The organism is Psychrobacter sp. TWP2-1-2, from assembly GCF_049896785.1.
In the GTDB taxonomy this organism is placed as follows: Bacteria; Pseudomonadota; Gammaproteobacteria; order Pseudomonadales; family Moraxellaceae; genus Psychrobacter.
The window spans coordinates 1-16,960 of record NZ_JAFCVA010000011.1; the positions used below are offsets into that span (position 1 = coordinate 1).

Sequence of the window (16,960 nt, forward strand, 5' to 3'; positions counted from 1 at the left end):
ATCCTATCGAGAAGAAGTGGGCACAAGCTAAATTTCTACGCCAAGGATGGATGGAAAATAATCTGCCTAAACTATTTCATGATATGGGCTGTATCGATTTTATATTAAACTTACTATATAAAAATACTGACAAGACTGTTAATTTTGATAAAGATAAAGTTTTAGTATTTCCGGAAGATAACTTTGGTTATTTAGTTGTTATCAACCCAGAAACTCAAATAGCTTATCCTTTTAGATACTTAGTTAATTATAAAAAACTAAGTTTTTCTAAAGATTCTAACGAATTCTGTATAGAGGGAGATATTTCTGCTTATCGTGATGAGGATAGTGGATACTTCTGTTTTGAGTTTACTGAAAATAACTTTGAGCGCATTTACGATGCTACTCGTTAGTATTTAGCCTAACAATTATAAATCCACCTTTATCCTAATATATTGAAACTCATCATTGATATGCCCATCTTCTTTCCAAAAGGCAGCGCTATGATTAACCGCTAGGTATAGGAAACCATCTTTTGCCCAAAATATATTTTCTGGTTCAACAGTAGGCATCCAATGCATAAAGCCTGCACCCATAATCGGGATGGTGTCTGTTCCCTTAATTTTATACAGCTCTAGATCGGTGTATTGCTCATATGGGTTGGTATAGGCTGAGATGATATATTTTTTATTGGGAGAGATATGAGGATAATCTATAAATACCTGCGTCATCTCACCCGAATTTTTATCAATCATCTCGTAGTTCGAGCTTTCCCAGTAGTTTCCTTCTATTAAATGTTGGTTTAAAAAATCGATACTACCGATGTAATCAAAACGCTCATCGCCGTCATCACCATTATCTTTATCAACAAACTTCACTGGTTTTTTTGCAGTTGGAATGGATATCACACCATTTCTCTTTTTAAAACTTTTATTTTTTGATAGAAAATCAACAGCAAGTGGACGTTTTTTCTCAAACAAAGCCTTATTAATCAGCTCTATTTTTAGGTAGTCGTTAAGTGCTTTGCCATCTTCAAAATACTCGTAGTCTTCGCCAACGGATAGATATGCTAGTATGTTTAAATCTTTGGACGTTAGCGAGGCGGGCATAGTAGAACCCGTTTGCTCTTTTTTCACAAAGACTTTTTCCCATTGACTAATACTTTTATCAATAACACCGTCATTGTTCTCATCGTATTGTCTATCAATACTATCTCGTACCGTATACCAATCCTTTCTATCTTCAATGACGTCTAGTTTCTCACCAAAGGTATAGCTTTTCACCTTTCGAGCAGCGCCGCTTGGTAACTGACGTGCGATTGCCCCATCTTTTGCTGTCACATAAATGTATTTCAATACAGTCGTATCATCGTAGTCAATCTCGATACCACCACGATTATACTGCGCCAAAAGTGCTGCCGATATGGGTTTGTTTAGGTCAATGATGACATTTTGATTTGCCACTGCTGAATGATAGCTAAACGTCGTTAGGCATAGAATGATAGAAGAAAAAATATGAGTAGGTATTTTAAATGAAGACATAATATGGTCTGCTATATATTTTATATTATGAATTTTACACCATAAAATCCTACTTAAGTTTGCTTTTTTAACGACTTAAAGAAAATTACTTTAGTATATTAGCGCTGCTTTAATAGCTTAGTTAAGGGGTTGGACGAATGAAATATCTTCGTCCATTTATTTAAGGCATAAAGCACATAAGGCAGCAGGCAGGTATTGATCAAATCGCGGAGGCTTGCGACCAGCTGTTCGTGGCTTAAGCCAGCCATGCCTGATGCTTCAATCGTATTTCGATTATCCAAATACTCACCCAACAGCGCAATGCCCGTCACGACGACTAAAGCCATGAATGATCTGATGCTTTGGTTTTTAATGATAGGACGCAGCACAAGCAGACACAAAAGATAGATGCCGACGCCAACATAGATATGTAAGGCATCTTTGGCAAGGCCAGATACTTCAATAATATTGATTTTAAAAGCGGTAAAATCCACTAGAGTATTCCAAATATAAGCAAGTAGAAAACGACTGAGAGTATCACTAAACCATGATAGCTAAACTATAATAGCTAAAGAGTGGTAGCTACAAAGTGATGGCTGAGCATAAAAAAGGCAGATTATACAATTGATAATCTACCTTCTACTAAATTAAATATTCACTTGACATTTATCGTCTATTTACACATTCCAATCCACGAAATTTTTCAACAACTGCAAGCCAGCAGTATGACTTTTTTCTGGGTGAAACTGGGTGGCAAATAAATTATCTTGGATGACACTGGCACAAAACGGTTGACCATAGTCACATACCGCCGCCACTTGTGAGCTATCAGTAGGCTCGCAGTAGTAGCTATGCACAAAGTAAAAGTGCGCGTTGTCCTCAATACCATGCCACAATGGGTGGTCAAAATCCATACCGCTAATGGTGTTCCAGCCCATGTGCGGTACTTTTATAGTTGCGCCCTGCTTGTCTTTCCACGTAGGGTCAAATGCTTCTACAGTGCCGTTTAAGATACCCAAGCAGTCTGTACCACCATTTTCAGCGGACTGCTCAAACAATGCCTGCATGCCCACACAAATAGCCATGACAGGCTTGTTAAACACCGCATGGCGTATGACGTCATCAATCCCTGCTTCATGCATGCCAGCGATACAGTCACGCATCGCACCGACACCGGGGAAGACAATCTTGTCTGCCGCAGCGACGACTTTTGGGTCATTGGTGATAGAGACGTCTGCCCCGACTACCGATAGTGCTTTACTAGCAGAGTGCAAGTTGCCCATGCCATAATCTAATAGTGCTACTTTAGTCATCAATTGGTTCTCATTTTAGATATTTTGATTACTATACTATTTATATTATTGGCTATTACCAAGGTGTAGATAAGGTTTTTCTACAAGGAAGTCAAGCGCAGGCTGTACAACTAGTACGCCAAGCTTGACTGACACCGTAGAAGAGCCTTAAATGCGCCTTAGAAAGCCTCTTTGGTCGATGGCAATGTATTTAACGCACGCTCATCATATTCGCAAGCCATACGTAACGCACGAGCAAACGCTTTAAAGGTAGACTCGATTTGGTGATGGCTGTTTTTGCCTTTTAGATTGTCTAAATGCACCGTCATCCAAGAATGGTTCACAAAACCATAAAAGAATTCACTAAACAGGTCAACATCGAAATTACCGACATGCGAACGGGTAAAGGGAATGTCCATGTGTAAACCCGGACGTCCTGATAGATCGACGACAGCGCGGGTCAATGCCTCATCTAGCGGCGCATAAAAGTGCCCATAACGACGAATGCCCTTTTTATCGCCCAATGCTTTGTTAAATGCTTGCCCAAGGGTAATACCAGTGTCTTCAACGCTATGATGGTCATCGATAAAGGTATCACCGTTGCATTTAATCTCTAAGTCAAACAAACCGTGACGCTTGATTTGGTCAATCATATGATCCAAAAACGGTACGCCAGTATCTACGACTCCTTGACCCGTACCATCAAGATTGACGGTACAAGTCACTTGGGTCTCAGCAGTAATGCGCTCAACGGTCGCAATACGTTCAGGGCGACCATGTAGATTTAGGTTTTTTGGTGCATTTTGCTCAGGTGTATCAGCAGTCGTCATTGCATTGGCTGTCATGGCTACTCTCTATCAGTTTTTATCAGTGAAAAGCGGTCAATAAATAAGGCAAAACATGTTTAAATATTTTACTAGTGTCTGGGTCAGCGCTAGCAAAAAATGTAGTAGAAAATGATATATACAAAAGATATCAAAGTATTAGAGTTTGTACGTACTAAATATCATCTAGCCTCATCATAGCAAACCCTAACATTTACTGCCACGACCAAGCGGTAAACCACGCACAAAATTACCGCATTCTGCTAAAATAGTGTGTTCAGTATTATTAATCATGATTTGCACTGACTTTTAGATATCATATTCTACAGCCTACTTTCTATGACTTTTGCCGTGTTATAACTTTGTGCTGTGTCATACTGCTACTTTATACGATAAAAACCCTCTGCTTATAGGAACTGCTATGCCTTTAGAAGCGATCGCCATTAATAGCTTGGATGCACCACTTATCAAAAAACCTGCGCGTGACAATGAGCTAGCAGAGCGCTTGCAGGCATTGTACGATAGCGATGACGCGCAGCCTGACGGTCTCGAGGTATTGAATATCGTTGAGCAGGGTTTTAAGCGCGGGCAATGTCTGTATGTCGGTATGTTTAATGACAAGCCTATCGCTGCGGTTGCCTGTTTTGATGATGGGCAAACCGACGCCAAGCGTCTGCAATATTTAACGGTACATCAGCAAAATCGCGGTCGCGCTATCGATGCCAAATTCATCAAACTGGTCTATGATGCTGAGATAAAAAAAGGCGTCCGTGAGTTTGTCCCTGCCGATGCGGATATTCACCGTATCATGAGCGAGTATGATTTACTGCGTGTTAAAGACTAAATCGAGAGCAGAAACAGTTAATTTTGCCAATATTTGATTATTTATCTTCTATTATGCAAAAACTACTTGACAGCAACGTCTATATTTAGTTTAATAGCGCCTCAACGAAGACGGCTCGATAGCTCAGTCGGTAGAGCAACGGATTGAAAATCCGTGTGTCGGCAGTTCGAACCTGCCTCGAGCCACCATTCGTTTAAGAATTCTAAAAAGCCCCGAACATTGCTGTTTGGGGCTTTTTTTATGCTTATATCCCGTTCTGAAATAAGTCTAATAGCTTATGACAAACGTCTTCTTAACAACACCTCGCAACGTTCACGCGAGTCTAAGTCATAAACCGTCGCGCGGTAATCGATACCATGACGCCCTTCAAAAAATATCACCCGATCGCCCACTGCTAAAAAACAAGACGTGCGCGCATCATAAATGAAACCATCAATCACGAACGCCAAATCACGATCTATCTCACGTACCGTATAAGTTTCTCCTTGCGGAATCAACCGCTCAAACCATGCGCTATGGGCAGCATTGGTGCTTAATACGCTGATGAGCAGCAGCACCGATATCATAAATATACTTTTTAACGACATCGTAAAAATCGAGCCAGCTAGACTGATGCTATTGAGGATGTTTTTATTAACTGTCATAACTTTAACCTACTCAGACCTGCTCAATGATTGATTCTATTCTCTATGCTAAACGCTTACTATCACGGTTGCATAACATTTTTGTGCTGTTTTTTAGACAGCGGCGCTCAGTATACTCGATAGTATTGATAATGATAAATTTGACAGATGACGAATACTAATAGGGAAAAGCGATGAGAGCGTTCGATTACGATTTGGATTATAAAAACCTAGATTTACGCGCGCAGCCAGAGCTGTATCGGGTCGGGCGCGGCGAGCAAGGCGTATTACTGGTAGAGCCATACAAATCCGAAATCCTGCCACACTGGCGCTTTGCGACCCCTGATATTGCGCTTGAGAGCAGCGAGACAATTTATCAGATGTTTTTAGATTATCTGGCGGCCGATGACTTTGTGGGTGCTGATATGGCGCGCAAATTTATTCAAATGGGCTATACCCGCGCCCGTCGTTATGCCAATCACAAAGGCGGCAAAAAATACAAAGGGCCAGTGCCCGATGATAAAAAAGGTCAAAGCGGCGCACATGGTCGCGAAGAGTTGCCACGACAAATCGAAGACCCAGTCAAAGCAGAGTCAGCGCGCATATTTAAACAAAAATGGGACGAGTGTCGTGAGAACGAAGATTATTTAAGAATGAAAGCTGAGCATCGCGAACGTTATAAAGAGGTTGAATAAGCATGAAACATATCAATAAAACATTACCCTTAGTCTGAAAAGATAGAAATATCTATAATGACAGACTGTTAAATAATTGAATTCATGATTTGCTGTGCTAAGGTAATGAGGGCTTGGAGCTAATACTCCAAAGAAGTATAAAATTGATAGCGTGGGCAAATAATAATGACTGTAGATATTAAGCAACTTTTGATTTTTGATTTCGATGGCACGCTCATTGATAGTGTGCCAGATTTGGCTGATGCGACTAATGCGATGTTAAACATGCTGGGCAAAGAGACTTACCCTATCGAGACCATACGAAACTGGATAGGCAACGGCTCAAGATTGCTGGTAGAGCGCGCACTAGTAGGTAAGGTAGACGTGTTAGAAGGCGAGTTTACGGTCGAGGAAGCCAATCACGCAGAGCACCTGTTTTTTGAGGCTTACAAAAATCTCAGTGGTAGCAAAACCGTTGCTTACCCAGATGTCGATAGCGGACTAAAAAAGCTAAAAGCGGCAGGATTTACGCTGGCCTTAGTGACCAATAAACCGATTCGTTTTGTACCGAAAATATTGCAATCCTTTGGCTGGCAGGACTTATTCAGTGAAGTATTAGGCGGTAATAGTCTCTCAACTAAAAAGCCTGATCCAGCACCGCTACTGCATGTCTGTAAAGCGTTGAACGTCACTCCAGAACAAGCTGTGATGATTGGCGATTCTAGAAACGATATCTTAGCCGGACAAAATGCTAATATGGATACGCTTGGATTGTCTTATGGCTATAACTATGGGCAAGACATTCGTGAGTTAAACCCTACCGAAGCCTTTGATGATTTTGCGGCATTAGTAGAATATATTTTCAAAAATTATAAGATAGACAGCTAAAATTTGAACATTAGAATGATTCATTTAAGCCATTCTTTGAAATCATTATTTGCTCCGATAACTGAGCGCCTCAGACACATGAGCGCTTGTAATATCGATACTGTCAGCCAAATCAGCAATGGTACGCGCCACTCGCAATACTCGATGATAACCGCGTGCCGATAAATTCAGACGCTGCTGAGCGAGCTGTAATAGTTGCTGTTCACCCTCTCCTAGTTGGATATATTTATCAATCTCGCTAGGGCTAAGCTCATTATTGACCTTTTGTTGCCGCTGCATCTGACGTTTATGTGCGGCAATGACTCGAACGCGCACTTGTTCGGAGGTTTCGCCAGCTTGAGCATTTTGCAAGTCGGCAATTGGCAGCGCAGGTACAGTGATATGCAAATCAATGCGATCTAATAGCGGCCCTGAAAGTTTGTCTTGGTAACGTTTAATCTGTTCAGGTCGGCAGCGACAACACCCTGAGGTATCGCCATCATAGCCGCATGGACATGGATTCATGGCAGCGACCAATTGGAAATTTGCTGGAAAAGTCATCTGCGAGTTGGCACGGCTAATAGTGATTTGCTTGGCTTCTAATGGCTGACGCAATACCTCGAGCACACTCCGATCAAACTCTGGCAATTCGTCAAGGAACAATACGCCTTTATTGGCAAGGGTAATTTCACCCGGTTTTGGTCGTGAGCCACCACCCACCAAAGCCACGGCTGATATAGTGTGATGAACCTGCCTAAACGGTCTTGTCCCATAATCGTAATCGCTGTCTGCCACTGAATAAGTGCTGGCAACCTCTAATGCATCTTCATCACTCAAATCCGGCAATATGGTCGGCAGCCGTGACGCCATTAACGTTTTGCCTGAGCCGGGTGGCCCTGTAAATAACAGCGAATGACCACCAGCAGCGGCAATCTCTAGCGCGCGCCGTGCATGATGCTGTCCTTTGACATCAGCCAAATCCACTTGATAGCCAACATGCTGCTGTGCTGGACTGGGTTGTACAACGTCCAAAGATTCATAGGCTGCGCTTGGATTGGCTAACGACTGTAAGTGGTCACAAACTGTCTTTAAGCTTTGCGCGGCTAGTATCGTCACGCCATCCACACGGCTAGCCTCAGCACCATTATCAATCGGTACGATAAGCTGCGGTGTTTGTGGTTTTGGCTGCGGTTCGCTCAGCTCCTGTTCAGTGATATTTGCCACCTGCAATACTTTGGATGCCAGCGCCTCAGCTTTGATCGCTCGTGCCACCGCTAAGCTGCCTGTCACTTGCCGTAAATTCCCATTGAGCGCTAACTCACCGATAAACTCAAACCCTGATAATACTTCTGGATCCAACTGATCACTGGCTGCCAAGATTCCGATAGCAATCGGTAAATCAAGACGCGAGCCATCTTTAGGCAAATCAGCGGGGGCTAAATTGATAGTAAGACGACGATTAGGAAATTGAAAGCCAGAGTTCAGAATCGCAGAGCGTACACGGTCTTTACTCTCACGTACCGCCGCCTCCGGCAAACCGACGATGGTCAATGCTGGCAACCCTTGCGACAGATGCACTTCAATAATGACCTTGGGCGCATGCAGTCCGACGACTGAACGAGTATAGACTTGGGCAAACGACATCAGCATTTTCCTAATATAGGGAATAATTGATAATAGAGTATTATGTATCAGTGCGCAAATGTCGTGTTTCCTTGTCTCATTTTATTTACTAGCATAGTTATCAACAGTTGTTATATGATAAACGGATGCTCTTTCGCTCAGTCTTATTCGGCTATGCTGCCCCAAAGATTATCCAAAGATTCTCACGCCTGTTAACCACGTTATTAACGTATTGGATAATTTTAATCGCGCTACAAAGCATTAAAGATTAGCAAGAGTATTGGCAATAAAAGGATTTTATTGATCATATAAAGTTTGCTGGCGGCTTTTTGCTGCAGATTTATATAACACCTACTTTATATAACACCTACTACCATGGACGGATAAGCTTATGAGCATAAAGACGCATAATCGGCGTGTGCCCATACTCACGCTACTGACAGTAGCAGTCTCTTTAGGACTATTCGGCTGCTCAGACAGCGACAATAGTTTCAATGACGATGATGTCATACCCCCTTCCACTAATTATGAAGCCGATATTCAGCGCACTGAGTTCGGTATACCACACATCACCGCAAAGGATTACAAAGGCCTTGGTTATGGCGTCGGTTATGCATTCGCAGAAGATAATTTCTGCTCACTAGCGCGTGAAGTTGTAGTCGCTAGCGGTCAGAGTATGCTCTATCTAGGTGCTGACGGTAATTTGGCTAGCGATGCTTTTTATACGTGGTACAACACTGACAAGCGAAAAGCTGAATTTTTAGCAGCTCAAGACCCTGAAGTCATTGATGCTGTGACAGGTTATGCAGCAGGCTATAGCCGTTATCTACGTGACAAAGGCGTGGCTAATATCGATCCTGCTTGTGCCAATGCTGAATGGGTACGCGAGATTACTCTCGATGATTTATTGACGGTCTACGGTAAAGCCAATCTACGTGGTGGCTTATCTAATTTCGTCGGTCCCATTGTAGCAGCGGCACCGCCCTCTATTTCTGGCATTCAGGGTAGCTCAAGAATGCGTAGTGTTCCAGTCGCAAACCCTGTCGTAGAGTCAGCACCTGCATTCAATATGGATACGATTAATGCGATGAGTGCCGGTAGTAATGCCTATGCCTTTGGTAAGGAGGTGACTGGTACTAGTAGCGGGGTCATGTATGGCAATCCGCATGAGCCATGGGATGGCGTCCAACGCTTCTATCAATTTCACTTAACGATGCCAGGTGAGCTGGATGTGATGGGTGCGGCTCAACAAGGTCAGCCTTTCCCTAACATCGGTTTTAATAAAGACGTGGCTTGGAGCCATACCGTATCCACTGCAAAACGGTTTACGCTTTATCAGCTTAGCCTAGTTGATGGAGATCCTCTCAAATACAATTATACTAATAGCGCTGGTGTGACTGAGCAGCGTGATATCGAAACCGTTCCTGTCACTATTCAGCTACCAAATAATCAGACGCAGGTTCACAATATTTATGTCTCACAATATGGACCTATGTTAGCGGTCAATTTACTCAATGGTCAATTACCAGCATGGGGCGCTAATAATCTAGCTTATACTATCCGTGACGCCGCCTCTGAAAACCCAAGAGCACTCAATCAGTGGCGTAGTATGAATAAGGCTACGAGCGTTGAGGACTTAGTCGATAGAATGCAAAGCGTCCTTGGTCTTGGGTTTGTTAATACTATTGCTACCGACCGTAATGGTAAGGCACTCTATGCTGACATCTCAACTGTACCAAATGTGACCAAAGCTAAGCTTGAAGCTTGTAGTAGTGCTGCATCTGGTCCCTTCCTTGGTGCGTTAATTGCCTCTGACTTGCCAGCACTGAATGGTAGTACCGCTGCCTGTGAATGGGGAGTTGATACAGACTCACCGCAAGCGGGTATTTTTGGGCGCTCAAACTTACCTTTCTTGATCCGCGATGATTATGTTGCTAACTCAAATGATAGCTATTGGTTAAGCAATTTAGAGCAACCACTGACTGGATTTTCACCACTCCTACGTCGTCGTTTAGCCCCCTTCTTAGGTGCTAGTCCAGCAGATGGTGTTCCATTGCTTATGCGCTCACGTATGGGACTGGTTCAAATACAAGATCGATTCAGTAATAAAGATAACTTGGGCGGTACTAACTTCAATTTAAACAATATGCAAGAGGTCGTCTATGGTAACCGCAGTTATGTCGCTGAGTTGGTACTCGACGACGTATTAGCAGATTGTCGAGCGAATGCTAACTTACCTTTGACGGGTGGCTCTACTATTGATGCAACTAATGCTTGTAATATCTTGAGTAATTGGGATCGTCGTAATAATTTAGATAGCAAAGGTGCTCATGTCTTTAGAGAGTTTTGGCGTAATGTGGATTTCAATGAAACGACGGATACGATATTCAGTGTTAAATTTGATGCAAAAGACCCAGTCAATACGCCTCGTGGTTTAATTATTAGTGCGGATACACGTACTGCTTTAGGAGATTCAATTAAGTTCTTCCAAGATAAAAATATCGCTCTTGATGCGCCCTTATCTGATTTGCAGTATATCGTTGATGCTAGTAAAAACGACGAGCGTATTGCTATGCATGGTGGCTTTGGTCGTGAAGGTGTATTCAATGTTGCAGAAACGAGAGGCACCAGCGCTAATGATGGCGCAAACTACCTGATTAATTTTGGTCCGACATATATGCAAACCGTTACCTTTGATAAAAGCGGCCCTGTAGCAGAAGCCTTACTAGGTTATTCGCAAGCTTCTGATACTACTCGACCGTTCCATCGTGACCAGAGTCATCGCTACTCAGCTAAAGAATGGATTCGCTTACCCTTCAATGCTAATGACGTTAGCAAGCAAGCCGTTGGCAATAAAATCCAGCTAAAAGAATAAGTTTGACGTAACTTAAATTAGTGATAGCTTAAATTAGTGATAAAAAGACCTCAGATATATGCTGAGGTCTTTTTTACTTTATGGAAGCAGCCTGTGTGCAGATCGTCGATTCATTATTAAGAAAACTCGCCGACCACCCCACTGCAAACAAGGATTTGTTATACTAGTGCTTATTGATTACTATAAATTTAACAGCAGATAGCGCTGTGAAAATTATTATTAATAACAAAGTTATTATGGTTATTAATCATCTATCAAACACCTACTGGCTTTCAGATATTTGGTCGTTAGAGATGTAAAAACAGTAATACTCAAGGTCAAAACGAGGAGTACCGCATGACAGAACATTCAGAATTAAATACTCAGCAGCCTTACAATCGTGCAGGAGAGCAACCGACCACGACACGCCCTGTTATGCAATCAGAAAGTCCTTATGCCAGTACGCGTGGCAGTATGATGAGTAAGCAGCTACCTGCCTTTGATGAAGCTATTATTAATAAATACAATCGTTCAGGACCACGTTATACCTCCTATCCGACCGCTTTAGAGTTCTCACCCATCTCTGATGGTCTTGAGGCAAAGATCCTTCAGAACCGTGAAGCTCGTGCACCACTGTCTTTATATTTTCATATTCCTTTTTGTCGTCACCTCTGCTATTACTGCGCTTGCAATAAAATTATTACCAAGAAAAATAGCGACTCAGGCGATTATTTACAGTATTTAATCGCTGAGATTAAGCACAAACGCCGCCTGCTATCTGTCCCAGAAGGTAGTAGCAAACCCCTCGTTAAACAGCTGCATTTGGGTGGGGGTACGCCAACATTTTTGCGTGATGAAGAAATGGTTCAACTGTGGCAGTTTTTACAAACTCAGTTTGAATTCTTACCTGAAGACAAAGGCGATTACTCTATTGAAATTGACCCACGTGAGCTGAGTGGCGAGACGTTAAAAGTATTGCGTAACCTTGGCTTTAACCGTGTCAGTTTAGGTGTACAAGACCTCGATGAAACGGTACAAATCGCCGTCAATCGCGTACATTCAGCAGAGCTCATTGAAAATGTGTTAAATGAGGCGCGTGATCTAGGTTTTCATTCTATCAATATCGATCTGATTTATGGTTTGCCGCATCAAACACCCGCAACCTTGGATAAAACGGTACGCCGTATCATCGAGATGTCGCCGGATCGCTTGTCAGTATTTAATTACGCACACTTGCCAGAACGTTTTAAAGCCCAGCGCCAGATTAAAGAAGCCGATTTGCCAGATCCAGCGGCCAAGCTTACGATGCTTGGCAATACCATCAATACCCTGACCGAAGCTGGCTATCAATATATCGGTATTGATCATTTTGCCAAGCCTGATGATGAATTAGCCGTGGCGCAGCGTGAGGGCAAACTGCATCGTAACTTTCAAGGTTATACCATCATGGGCGATTGTGATTTATTGGGCTTCGGCGTCTCCTCTATCAGTCAAATTGCCAATGCCAATACCCGCTATATTTTGCAAAATGATACAGATTTATCAGTTTATCAAGCGAGTATCGATGCTGCACAAAGTAACTCGGCTGCCATGCCTGCGGTAAAAGTCATCAAAACATCTATCAAAGATCGCTTGCGTGAATATGTGATTATGAATCTACTTTGTCACGACTATATCGACTTTAAAGACGTCAATCAAAAATTTGGTATCGATGCCATCACTTACTTTATCAATGAGATTCAACAGCTTGGCGCCATGCAAGAAGACAAGCTCATCGATATGGACGCGGCTGGTATTCGCGTACTACCAAAAGGTCGCTTATTAGGTCGTAACGTCGCCATGGTATTTGATGAATACCTTGAGAAAAAACATAAGAATCGTTTCTCAAAAGTTATTTGATTGAGTGATTCCACAAATTAAAAGCAGTCATAAAAAAGACCTAACTTGAGGTCTTTTTTATGGTGTTTAATAAAGCTGATGATTGACGAAAAATACCTCTAGGGCGTGTCCTCATTTCAAAAATGGTGATAAAAATGAGATAGATTGCCGTCAAACGAGGAAAATAGCGCAGATAATATCGGGATATTAACCAGCTATTTAACGATGTTTGGCAAAATTTAGCCATTTTTTGCCCGTTTAGATATGATCAATTGAATTGAGGATATGCCCTAGCCTACTCAGTAGCCATCACCACATTCAGAAGGCATCACTATATATAGCCTATTTGTATCTTCTATTTTTTTTTCACTGTCTAAATATTTTTGCTCAATTGTGCCTTTAGCGTTGGCAATCATTGAATCCGTCATCGCAAAGTCATCGTCGTTTAGTAGACCCAATGAGCCATCTTGACGCAACCACAAACCTTCTAACTTATCATGCGGATACTCTACAGTCGCGAGAACGTCGACCACCAAGGTTTTCTTGACTGGTTTGATTGCCAATTCCTTCAGCAATTGCCAATTTTTTTCATCGGCTGCAATAAGCTGCTCCAGCGTTTGTTCATTAATCGTTAAACCCAATACATGATCTTGCTTGATATTATCTGTATTTAAAATATTCTCAATATCAGTCGCCTGCGAGAGATCAATTTTATAAATGAGCTTTTGCGCAGACTTGTCTTGCAGCGGAAACTTGCGATCATGTTCAATCAAATAAAACTCGTGATTATTAATCGCAACGATACCCGAAGTCACATGGTGAGCATGATCGAGACGATACAAATACTGTGCTATTTGACCAGAGTATAGATTGATAGTGACGACGCGCGTCAAACTGGCGACACGACCTGACTGATCAGGGTTGTCCATAGAAGACTCCATAATACCCACCAGTGTGCTCTGATCTGGAGTAATCGTTAATGCTTCCATACCGCGATTTGCACGACGTTTGGTAAATTCTGCTGGTAGTAAAATCAGCTGACCATTAGCCATCACATTATTGCGCTGATCGCTCGCAAAGGCATTAATACGCTCAATCTCCACCCCCTGCGCATTATAATGAACCAAATGAGGACCATACTCATCACTGATCCAAAAACTACCATCTGTGAGCGCAGCAAGACCTTCAGGATCTAAACCATTGATATCGTTTTTGATAGGATTGGTCACTGTATCAAAAGGTAGATTGGGATTCATGGTCATCGGCTGGCCGTCGACATCGTAAGGGACTTCATTAGTTCCGCCGAGTGCTTGTGGATTTGGTAGCCCAGAGATAGGATTGCCATTTGCGTCTTTTAGTAGTATCTCTTTGATCTTAATAATTTGCCCAGTTGCTTGTAGCTCAAACAGTCCGATGCGCGGTGTATAGTCAGGTACTAAAAACTGTTTACCTTTGCCTGCACTACCTCCGAAATCCGCATTGGGACCGCGATCGGTGAGCACATAAAGTTGATTGGCATTGGTTGGATGAGCCGCTGCATCTGAACCAAAACCACCCCCTCTAACCTCAAGCTTCCTCTCAGGATACGCAGCATTGGTATGCGTATCATCGAGCACGGTATAAGGTAGTGCCGTGCCTTGGATAAAGTCTTTTATTTGAATGATTTCTGTATTAATGTTTTTTATAGTCATTTTTTATCCCTGATATATATTTTATTCCTGTTAAACGAACCATATGAGTAATTTATTAGATGTAGCGTTCAGCACAATTGACAGTCGAAAAAATAGTCAGCGCCCAATAAGCTCACTGACCATTTTAAGAGTTAATGCTATAGCACATGGCTATACATGACTGATTAAATCTTAAGCTTATCACCCACCATACCCTTGATGGTACTTAAAATGTCAGCAGGTAATACCACCATTTTGGCATTGTCAGATTCTGCCAGCTCACGAATCGCCTTAATATATTGCTCACCAAGTAAGTAGACAATAGGCATCTCTTCCTCGCCCATTGCATTAGTAATCAGGCGAATAGACTCTTCAGAACCTCTCGCCAATACCACTTGTGCTTCGGCATCACGACGTGACGCCTCTAAACGTCCATCTGCCTCTAAGATCGCCGCTTGCTTTTGACCATCAGCACGAGTCACTGTCGCACGGCGCAGACGCTCTGCCGCTGCCTGCTCTTCCATTGATGCTTGCATCGTTTGCGATGGATTAATATCTTGAATTTCTACTGTCTTTAGGGTGATACCCCAGTCCGCAATATCTTCTGATATCGCATGCTTTAGCTTCATTTTGATTTCATCACGGCTAGACAATGCACTATCAAGATCCATCTCACCGATAATTGAACGTAGTGACGTCTGCACCAGATTACGAATACCATATTCATAATCTTCAATGCCATAAACAGCCTTATCTGGGCGCACGATATTGATATAAGCCACAGCGTTGGCAATAATAACAACGTTGTCTCGCGTAATGACCTCTTGTGAGGGAATATCAAGGACAATGTCTTTGGTCGTCACTTTATAAGCGACATCATCAACGAAAGGAATAATAAGGTTGAGACCCGGCTCTAGTGTTTGGCTATATTTGCCCAATCGCTGCACCACCCACTTATAGCCTTGTGGCACGATTCGAACGCCTTTGAAAACCGTAAAGACAACCAGTGCAACCAAAACCACCATGACAATGCTGAAGCTTTCCATAATTCTTCCTTATTATAATTGCATGTCTTTATTAATCGCTGCCTGCGATTTCATACTGCTCACAATCAGCTCATTACCGACAATATCGGTCACCACCACTCGATCGCCGACCGCCACCGGCTCACCCGTAGTGCGACACATCCACTCCGCTGCCCCAACAATAGGAACACTGAATCTGACGGTGCCCGCTCTATCTGGCTGTGGCTGGACGATAATCATGCCAGTTTCACCAACGATAACACTACCACCCAAGCCTGCTTTGGTGCGATCTACTGATAAGGGTTTAATAAACTTGAACCATGCCAGCAAGAATATGGCAGAAAGCACCAACCAAATAATAATTTGCACAGAGACAGAAATAGGCAATAGCCATGAAAGCGCGGCAACGATGATGGCAGCGGCGCCAAACCAAAGGCTGGCGAATGTCGGCACAAACATCTCAATGATCAGCAATATAAAACCTAAGACTAACCAGTGCCAAGGTTCAATCATCCACAGCATCTCCATCATCACTACATTCCCTATCTTTATCATTCTAACTTTTAATGTAGCACATTTTTGGTATTAATAATTTCTTAAAAATCATCAATATATGATGTGTATACTTCGAAAAATATGAGAAATACATACTAAAACTTAGAGCATAAAAAAACGACCGCCAAAGCGATCGTTTCTTTTTTCTTTAATCAACTTATTAAAACTTAATGTGAGCACCTAAAGTCAATAGAGTAATATCTTCAGCGACATAATCATATTCAGCTTCAACGCTCATGCTAGGATTAAAGTTATAACCCAAGCCAATACCACCAGCAACACCACTATCGCTATCGCTTTCACTAACAGTGTTTCCAAGTACGTCACTTAAAGAAGCATCAATCTCAGCTTTAGCAAACCCTAACTTACCTTTGGCATATAAACCAGTATTAGGGAATTGATAACGGTAAGTACCGTAAGCACCATAAGTTTTAAGGTCATATTCACCCTTAAGAAGTCTGGTACCTGTATCAACATCAGTGTCACTAGAGCCTACATATTCAATTTCAGCACCAAAGTTAGGATCAAAGTTATAACCAGCATAAATACCATAAGCAGTAGGATCATCTAGATCATCAGCATCTACCATGAACTTACCAGCTTTTACACCAACATACGGCTGACCTGCATAGTTAACTGCCGCTTGCGCGCTGACACTCAATAAAGAGCCAACTGATAGGGCGATCAAAGCTTTTTGTAAAGTATTCATATATCTTCCTGTTAAATAAAACT

Annotated in this window: 15 protein-coding genes, 1 tRNA gene and 1 pseudogene; 7 read left to right on the forward strand and 10 right to left on the reverse strand. The window is 42.3% G+C overall.

Features of this window, described 5'->3' with window-relative positions:
• A pseudogene (locus ACP7AE_RS10770) lies at positions 1 to 392 on the forward strand (hypothetical protein); the annotation flags it as partial.
• Positions 393 to 407: 15 nt separating this feature from the next.
• On the opposite strand, the gene ACP7AE_RS10775 reads toward ACP7AE_RS10770, so the two are convergent.
• The 4 genes from ACP7AE_RS10775 to hisB all read right to left on the reverse strand — a co-directional run bounded on the left by ACP7AE_RS10775 (position 408) and on the right by hisB (position 3,636).
• Positions 408 to 1,520 (reverse strand): hypothetical protein, encoded by a 1,113-nt coding sequence (locus ACP7AE_RS10775; RefSeq protein WP_426243010.1) that lies wholly within the window; start codon positions 1,518 to 1,520, stop codon positions 408 to 410.
• Between the two features lie 98 nt (positions 1,521 to 1,618).
• Positions 1,619 to 1,993 (reverse strand): hypothetical protein, encoded by a 375-nt coding sequence (locus ACP7AE_RS10780; RefSeq protein ID WP_426243012.1) that lies wholly within the window; start codon positions 1,991 to 1,993, stop codon positions 1,619 to 1,621.
• Positions 1,994 to 2,176: 183 nt separating this feature from the next.
• Complete coding sequence (gene hisH / locus ACP7AE_RS10785; RefSeq protein WP_426243014.1) at positions 2,177 to 2,812, reverse strand: imidazole glycerol phosphate synthase subunit HisH; 636 nt, start codon at positions 2,810 to 2,812, stop codon at positions 2,177 to 2,179.
• A gap of 158 nt (positions 2,813 to 2,970) precedes the next feature.
• The gene (gene hisB / locus ACP7AE_RS10790; protein WP_045453866.1) at positions 2,971 to 3,636 is read right to left on the reverse strand and encodes an imidazoleglycerol-phosphate dehydratase HisB; all 666 of its coding nucleotides are present in this window, start codon (positions 3,634 to 3,636) and stop codon (positions 2,971 to 2,973) included.
• A gap of 400 nt (positions 3,637 to 4,036) precedes the next feature.
• On the opposite strand from hisB, the gene ACP7AE_RS10795 reads away from it, so the two are divergent.
• Positions 4,037 to 4,459: a hypothetical protein gene (locus ACP7AE_RS10795; RefSeq protein WP_201540691.1), complete on the forward strand. Its 423-nt coding sequence runs from the start codon at positions 4,037 to 4,039 to the stop codon at positions 4,457 to 4,459.
• 112 nt (positions 4,460 to 4,571) lie between these two features.
• Positions 4,572 to 4,647 (forward strand) — tRNA-Phe (locus ACP7AE_RS10800).
• Between the two features lie 87 nt (positions 4,648 to 4,734).
• Here the strand turns inward: ACP7AE_RS10800 and ACP7AE_RS10805 are convergent.
• The gene (locus ACP7AE_RS10805) at positions 4,735 to 5,103 is read right to left on the reverse strand and encodes a hypothetical protein (RefSeq protein ID WP_201540690.1); all 369 of its coding nucleotides are present in this window, start codon (positions 5,101 to 5,103) and stop codon (positions 4,735 to 4,737) included.
• Positions 5,104 to 5,276: 173 nt separating this feature from the next.
• Here ACP7AE_RS10805 and ACP7AE_RS10810 point away from each other — a divergent pair, with 173 nt between their 5' ends.
• Both ACP7AE_RS10810 and ACP7AE_RS10815 read left to right on the forward strand, forming a co-directional pair.
• Positions 5,277 to 5,777: a DUF4385 domain-containing protein gene (locus ACP7AE_RS10810; RefSeq protein ID WP_060492083.1), complete on the forward strand. Its 501-nt coding sequence runs from the start codon at positions 5,277 to 5,279 to the stop codon at positions 5,775 to 5,777.
• Between the two features lie 165 nt (positions 5,778 to 5,942).
• Positions 5,943 to 6,644 carry a phosphoglycolate phosphatase gene (locus ACP7AE_RS10815; protein WP_426243017.1) on the forward strand — a complete coding sequence of 234 codons (702 nt, stop codon included), beginning with the start codon at positions 5,943 to 5,945 and terminating at the stop codon, positions 6,642 to 6,644.
• A gap of 45 nt (positions 6,645 to 6,689) precedes the next feature.
• Here ACP7AE_RS10815 and ACP7AE_RS10820 read toward each other — a convergent pair whose 3' ends face one another.
• Entirely contained in the window at positions 6,690 to 8,267 is a 1,578-nt protein-coding gene (locus ACP7AE_RS10820) for a YifB family Mg chelatase-like AAA ATPase (protein WP_201540688.1), read from the reverse strand.
• Between the two features lie 370 nt (positions 8,268 to 8,637).
• Here ACP7AE_RS10820 and ACP7AE_RS10825 point away from each other — a divergent pair, with 370 nt between their 5' ends.
• Positions 8,638 to 11,121 (forward strand): penicillin acylase family protein, encoded by a 2,484-nt coding sequence (locus ACP7AE_RS10825; protein ID WP_426243019.1) that lies wholly within the window; start codon positions 8,638 to 8,640, stop codon positions 11,119 to 11,121.
• A 336-nt stretch (positions 11,122 to 11,457) separates the two neighbouring features.
• Positions 11,458 to 12,999 carry an oxygen-independent coproporphyrinogen III oxidase gene (hemN, locus tag ACP7AE_RS10830; protein WP_426243021.1) on the forward strand — a complete coding sequence of 514 codons (1,542 nt, stop codon included), beginning with the start codon at positions 11,458 to 11,460 and terminating at the stop codon, positions 12,997 to 12,999.
• A gap of 278 nt (positions 13,000 to 13,277) precedes the next feature.
• Here the strand turns inward: hemN and ACP7AE_RS10835 are convergent, their stop codons facing one another.
• The 4 genes from ACP7AE_RS10835 to ACP7AE_RS10850 all read right to left on the reverse strand — a co-directional run bounded on the left by ACP7AE_RS10835 (position 13,278) and on the right by ACP7AE_RS10850 (position 16,937).
• On the reverse strand, positions 13,278 to 14,669 hold the full coding sequence (locus ACP7AE_RS10835) for an esterase-like activity of phytase family protein (protein ID WP_426243023.1): 1,392 nt from the start codon (positions 14,667 to 14,669) through the stop codon (positions 13,278 to 13,280).
• A 164-nt stretch (positions 14,670 to 14,833) separates the two neighbouring features.
• Positions 14,834 to 15,694 carry an SPFH domain-containing protein gene (locus tag ACP7AE_RS10840; RefSeq protein WP_426243025.1) on the reverse strand — a complete coding sequence of 287 codons (861 nt, stop codon included), beginning with the start codon at positions 15,692 to 15,694 and terminating at the stop codon, positions 14,834 to 14,836.
• A gap of 12 nt (positions 15,695 to 15,706) precedes the next feature.
• Entirely contained in the window at positions 15,707 to 16,204 is a 498-nt protein-coding gene (locus ACP7AE_RS10845) for an NfeD family protein (protein ID WP_087816353.1), read from the reverse strand.
• A 184-nt stretch (positions 16,205 to 16,388) separates the two neighbouring features.
• A complete protein-coding gene (locus ACP7AE_RS10850; RefSeq protein WP_045447599.1) occupies positions 16,389 to 16,937 on the reverse strand; it encodes a porin family protein in 549 nt (182 codons plus the stop codon).
• Positions 16,938 to 16,960: the final 23 nt, after the last annotated feature.

Excerpts from the sequence above, each read along its gene's own strand:
- ACP7AE_RS10775 (WP_426243010.1), bottom strand. The coding sequence starts at position 1,520 with ATGTCTTCATTTAAAATACCTACTCATATTTTTTCTTCTATCATTCTA.
- hisH (WP_426243014.1), bottom strand. The coding sequence starts at position 2,812 with ATGACTAAAGTAGCACTATTAGATTATGGCATGGGCAACTTGCACTCT.
- hisB (WP_045453866.1), bottom strand. The coding sequence starts at position 3,636 with ATGACAGCCAATGCAATGACGACTGCTGATACACCTGAGCAAAATGCA.
- ACP7AE_RS10795 (WP_201540691.1), top strand. The coding sequence starts at position 4,037 with ATGCCTTTAGAAGCGATCGCCATTAATAGCTTGGATGCACCACTTATC.
- ACP7AE_RS10805 (WP_201540690.1), bottom strand. The coding sequence starts at position 5,103 with ATGACAGTTAATAAAAACATCCTCAATAGCATCAGTCTAGCTGGCTCG.
- ACP7AE_RS10810 (WP_060492083.1), top strand. The coding sequence starts at position 5,277 with ATGAGAGCGTTCGATTACGATTTGGATTATAAAAACCTAGATTTACGC.
- ACP7AE_RS10815 (WP_426243017.1), top strand. The coding sequence starts at position 5,943 with ATGACTGTAGATATTAAGCAACTTTTGATTTTTGATTTCGATGGCACG.
- ACP7AE_RS10820 (WP_201540688.1), bottom strand. The coding sequence starts at position 8,267 with ATGTCGTTTGCCCAAGTCTATACTCGTTCAGTCGTCGGACTGCATGCG.
- ACP7AE_RS10825 (WP_426243019.1), top strand. The coding sequence starts at position 8,638 with ATGAGCATAAAGACGCATAATCGGCGTGTGCCCATACTCACGCTACTG.
- hemN (WP_426243021.1), top strand. The coding sequence starts at position 11,458 with ATGACAGAACATTCAGAATTAAATACTCAGCAGCCTTACAATCGTGCA.
- ACP7AE_RS10835 (WP_426243023.1), bottom strand. The coding sequence starts at position 14,669 with ATGACTATAAAAAACATTAATACAGAAATCATTCAAATAAAAGACTTT.
- ACP7AE_RS10840 (WP_426243025.1), bottom strand. The coding sequence starts at position 15,694 with ATGGAAAGCTTCAGCATTGTCATGGTGGTTTTGGTTGCACTGGTTGTC.
- ACP7AE_RS10845 (WP_087816353.1), bottom strand. The coding sequence starts at position 16,204 with ATGATGGAGATGCTGTGGATGATTGAACCTTGGCACTGGTTAGTCTTA.
- ACP7AE_RS10850 (WP_045447599.1), bottom strand. The coding sequence starts at position 16,937 with ATGAATACTTTACAAAAAGCTTTGATCGCCCTATCAGTTGGCTCTTTA.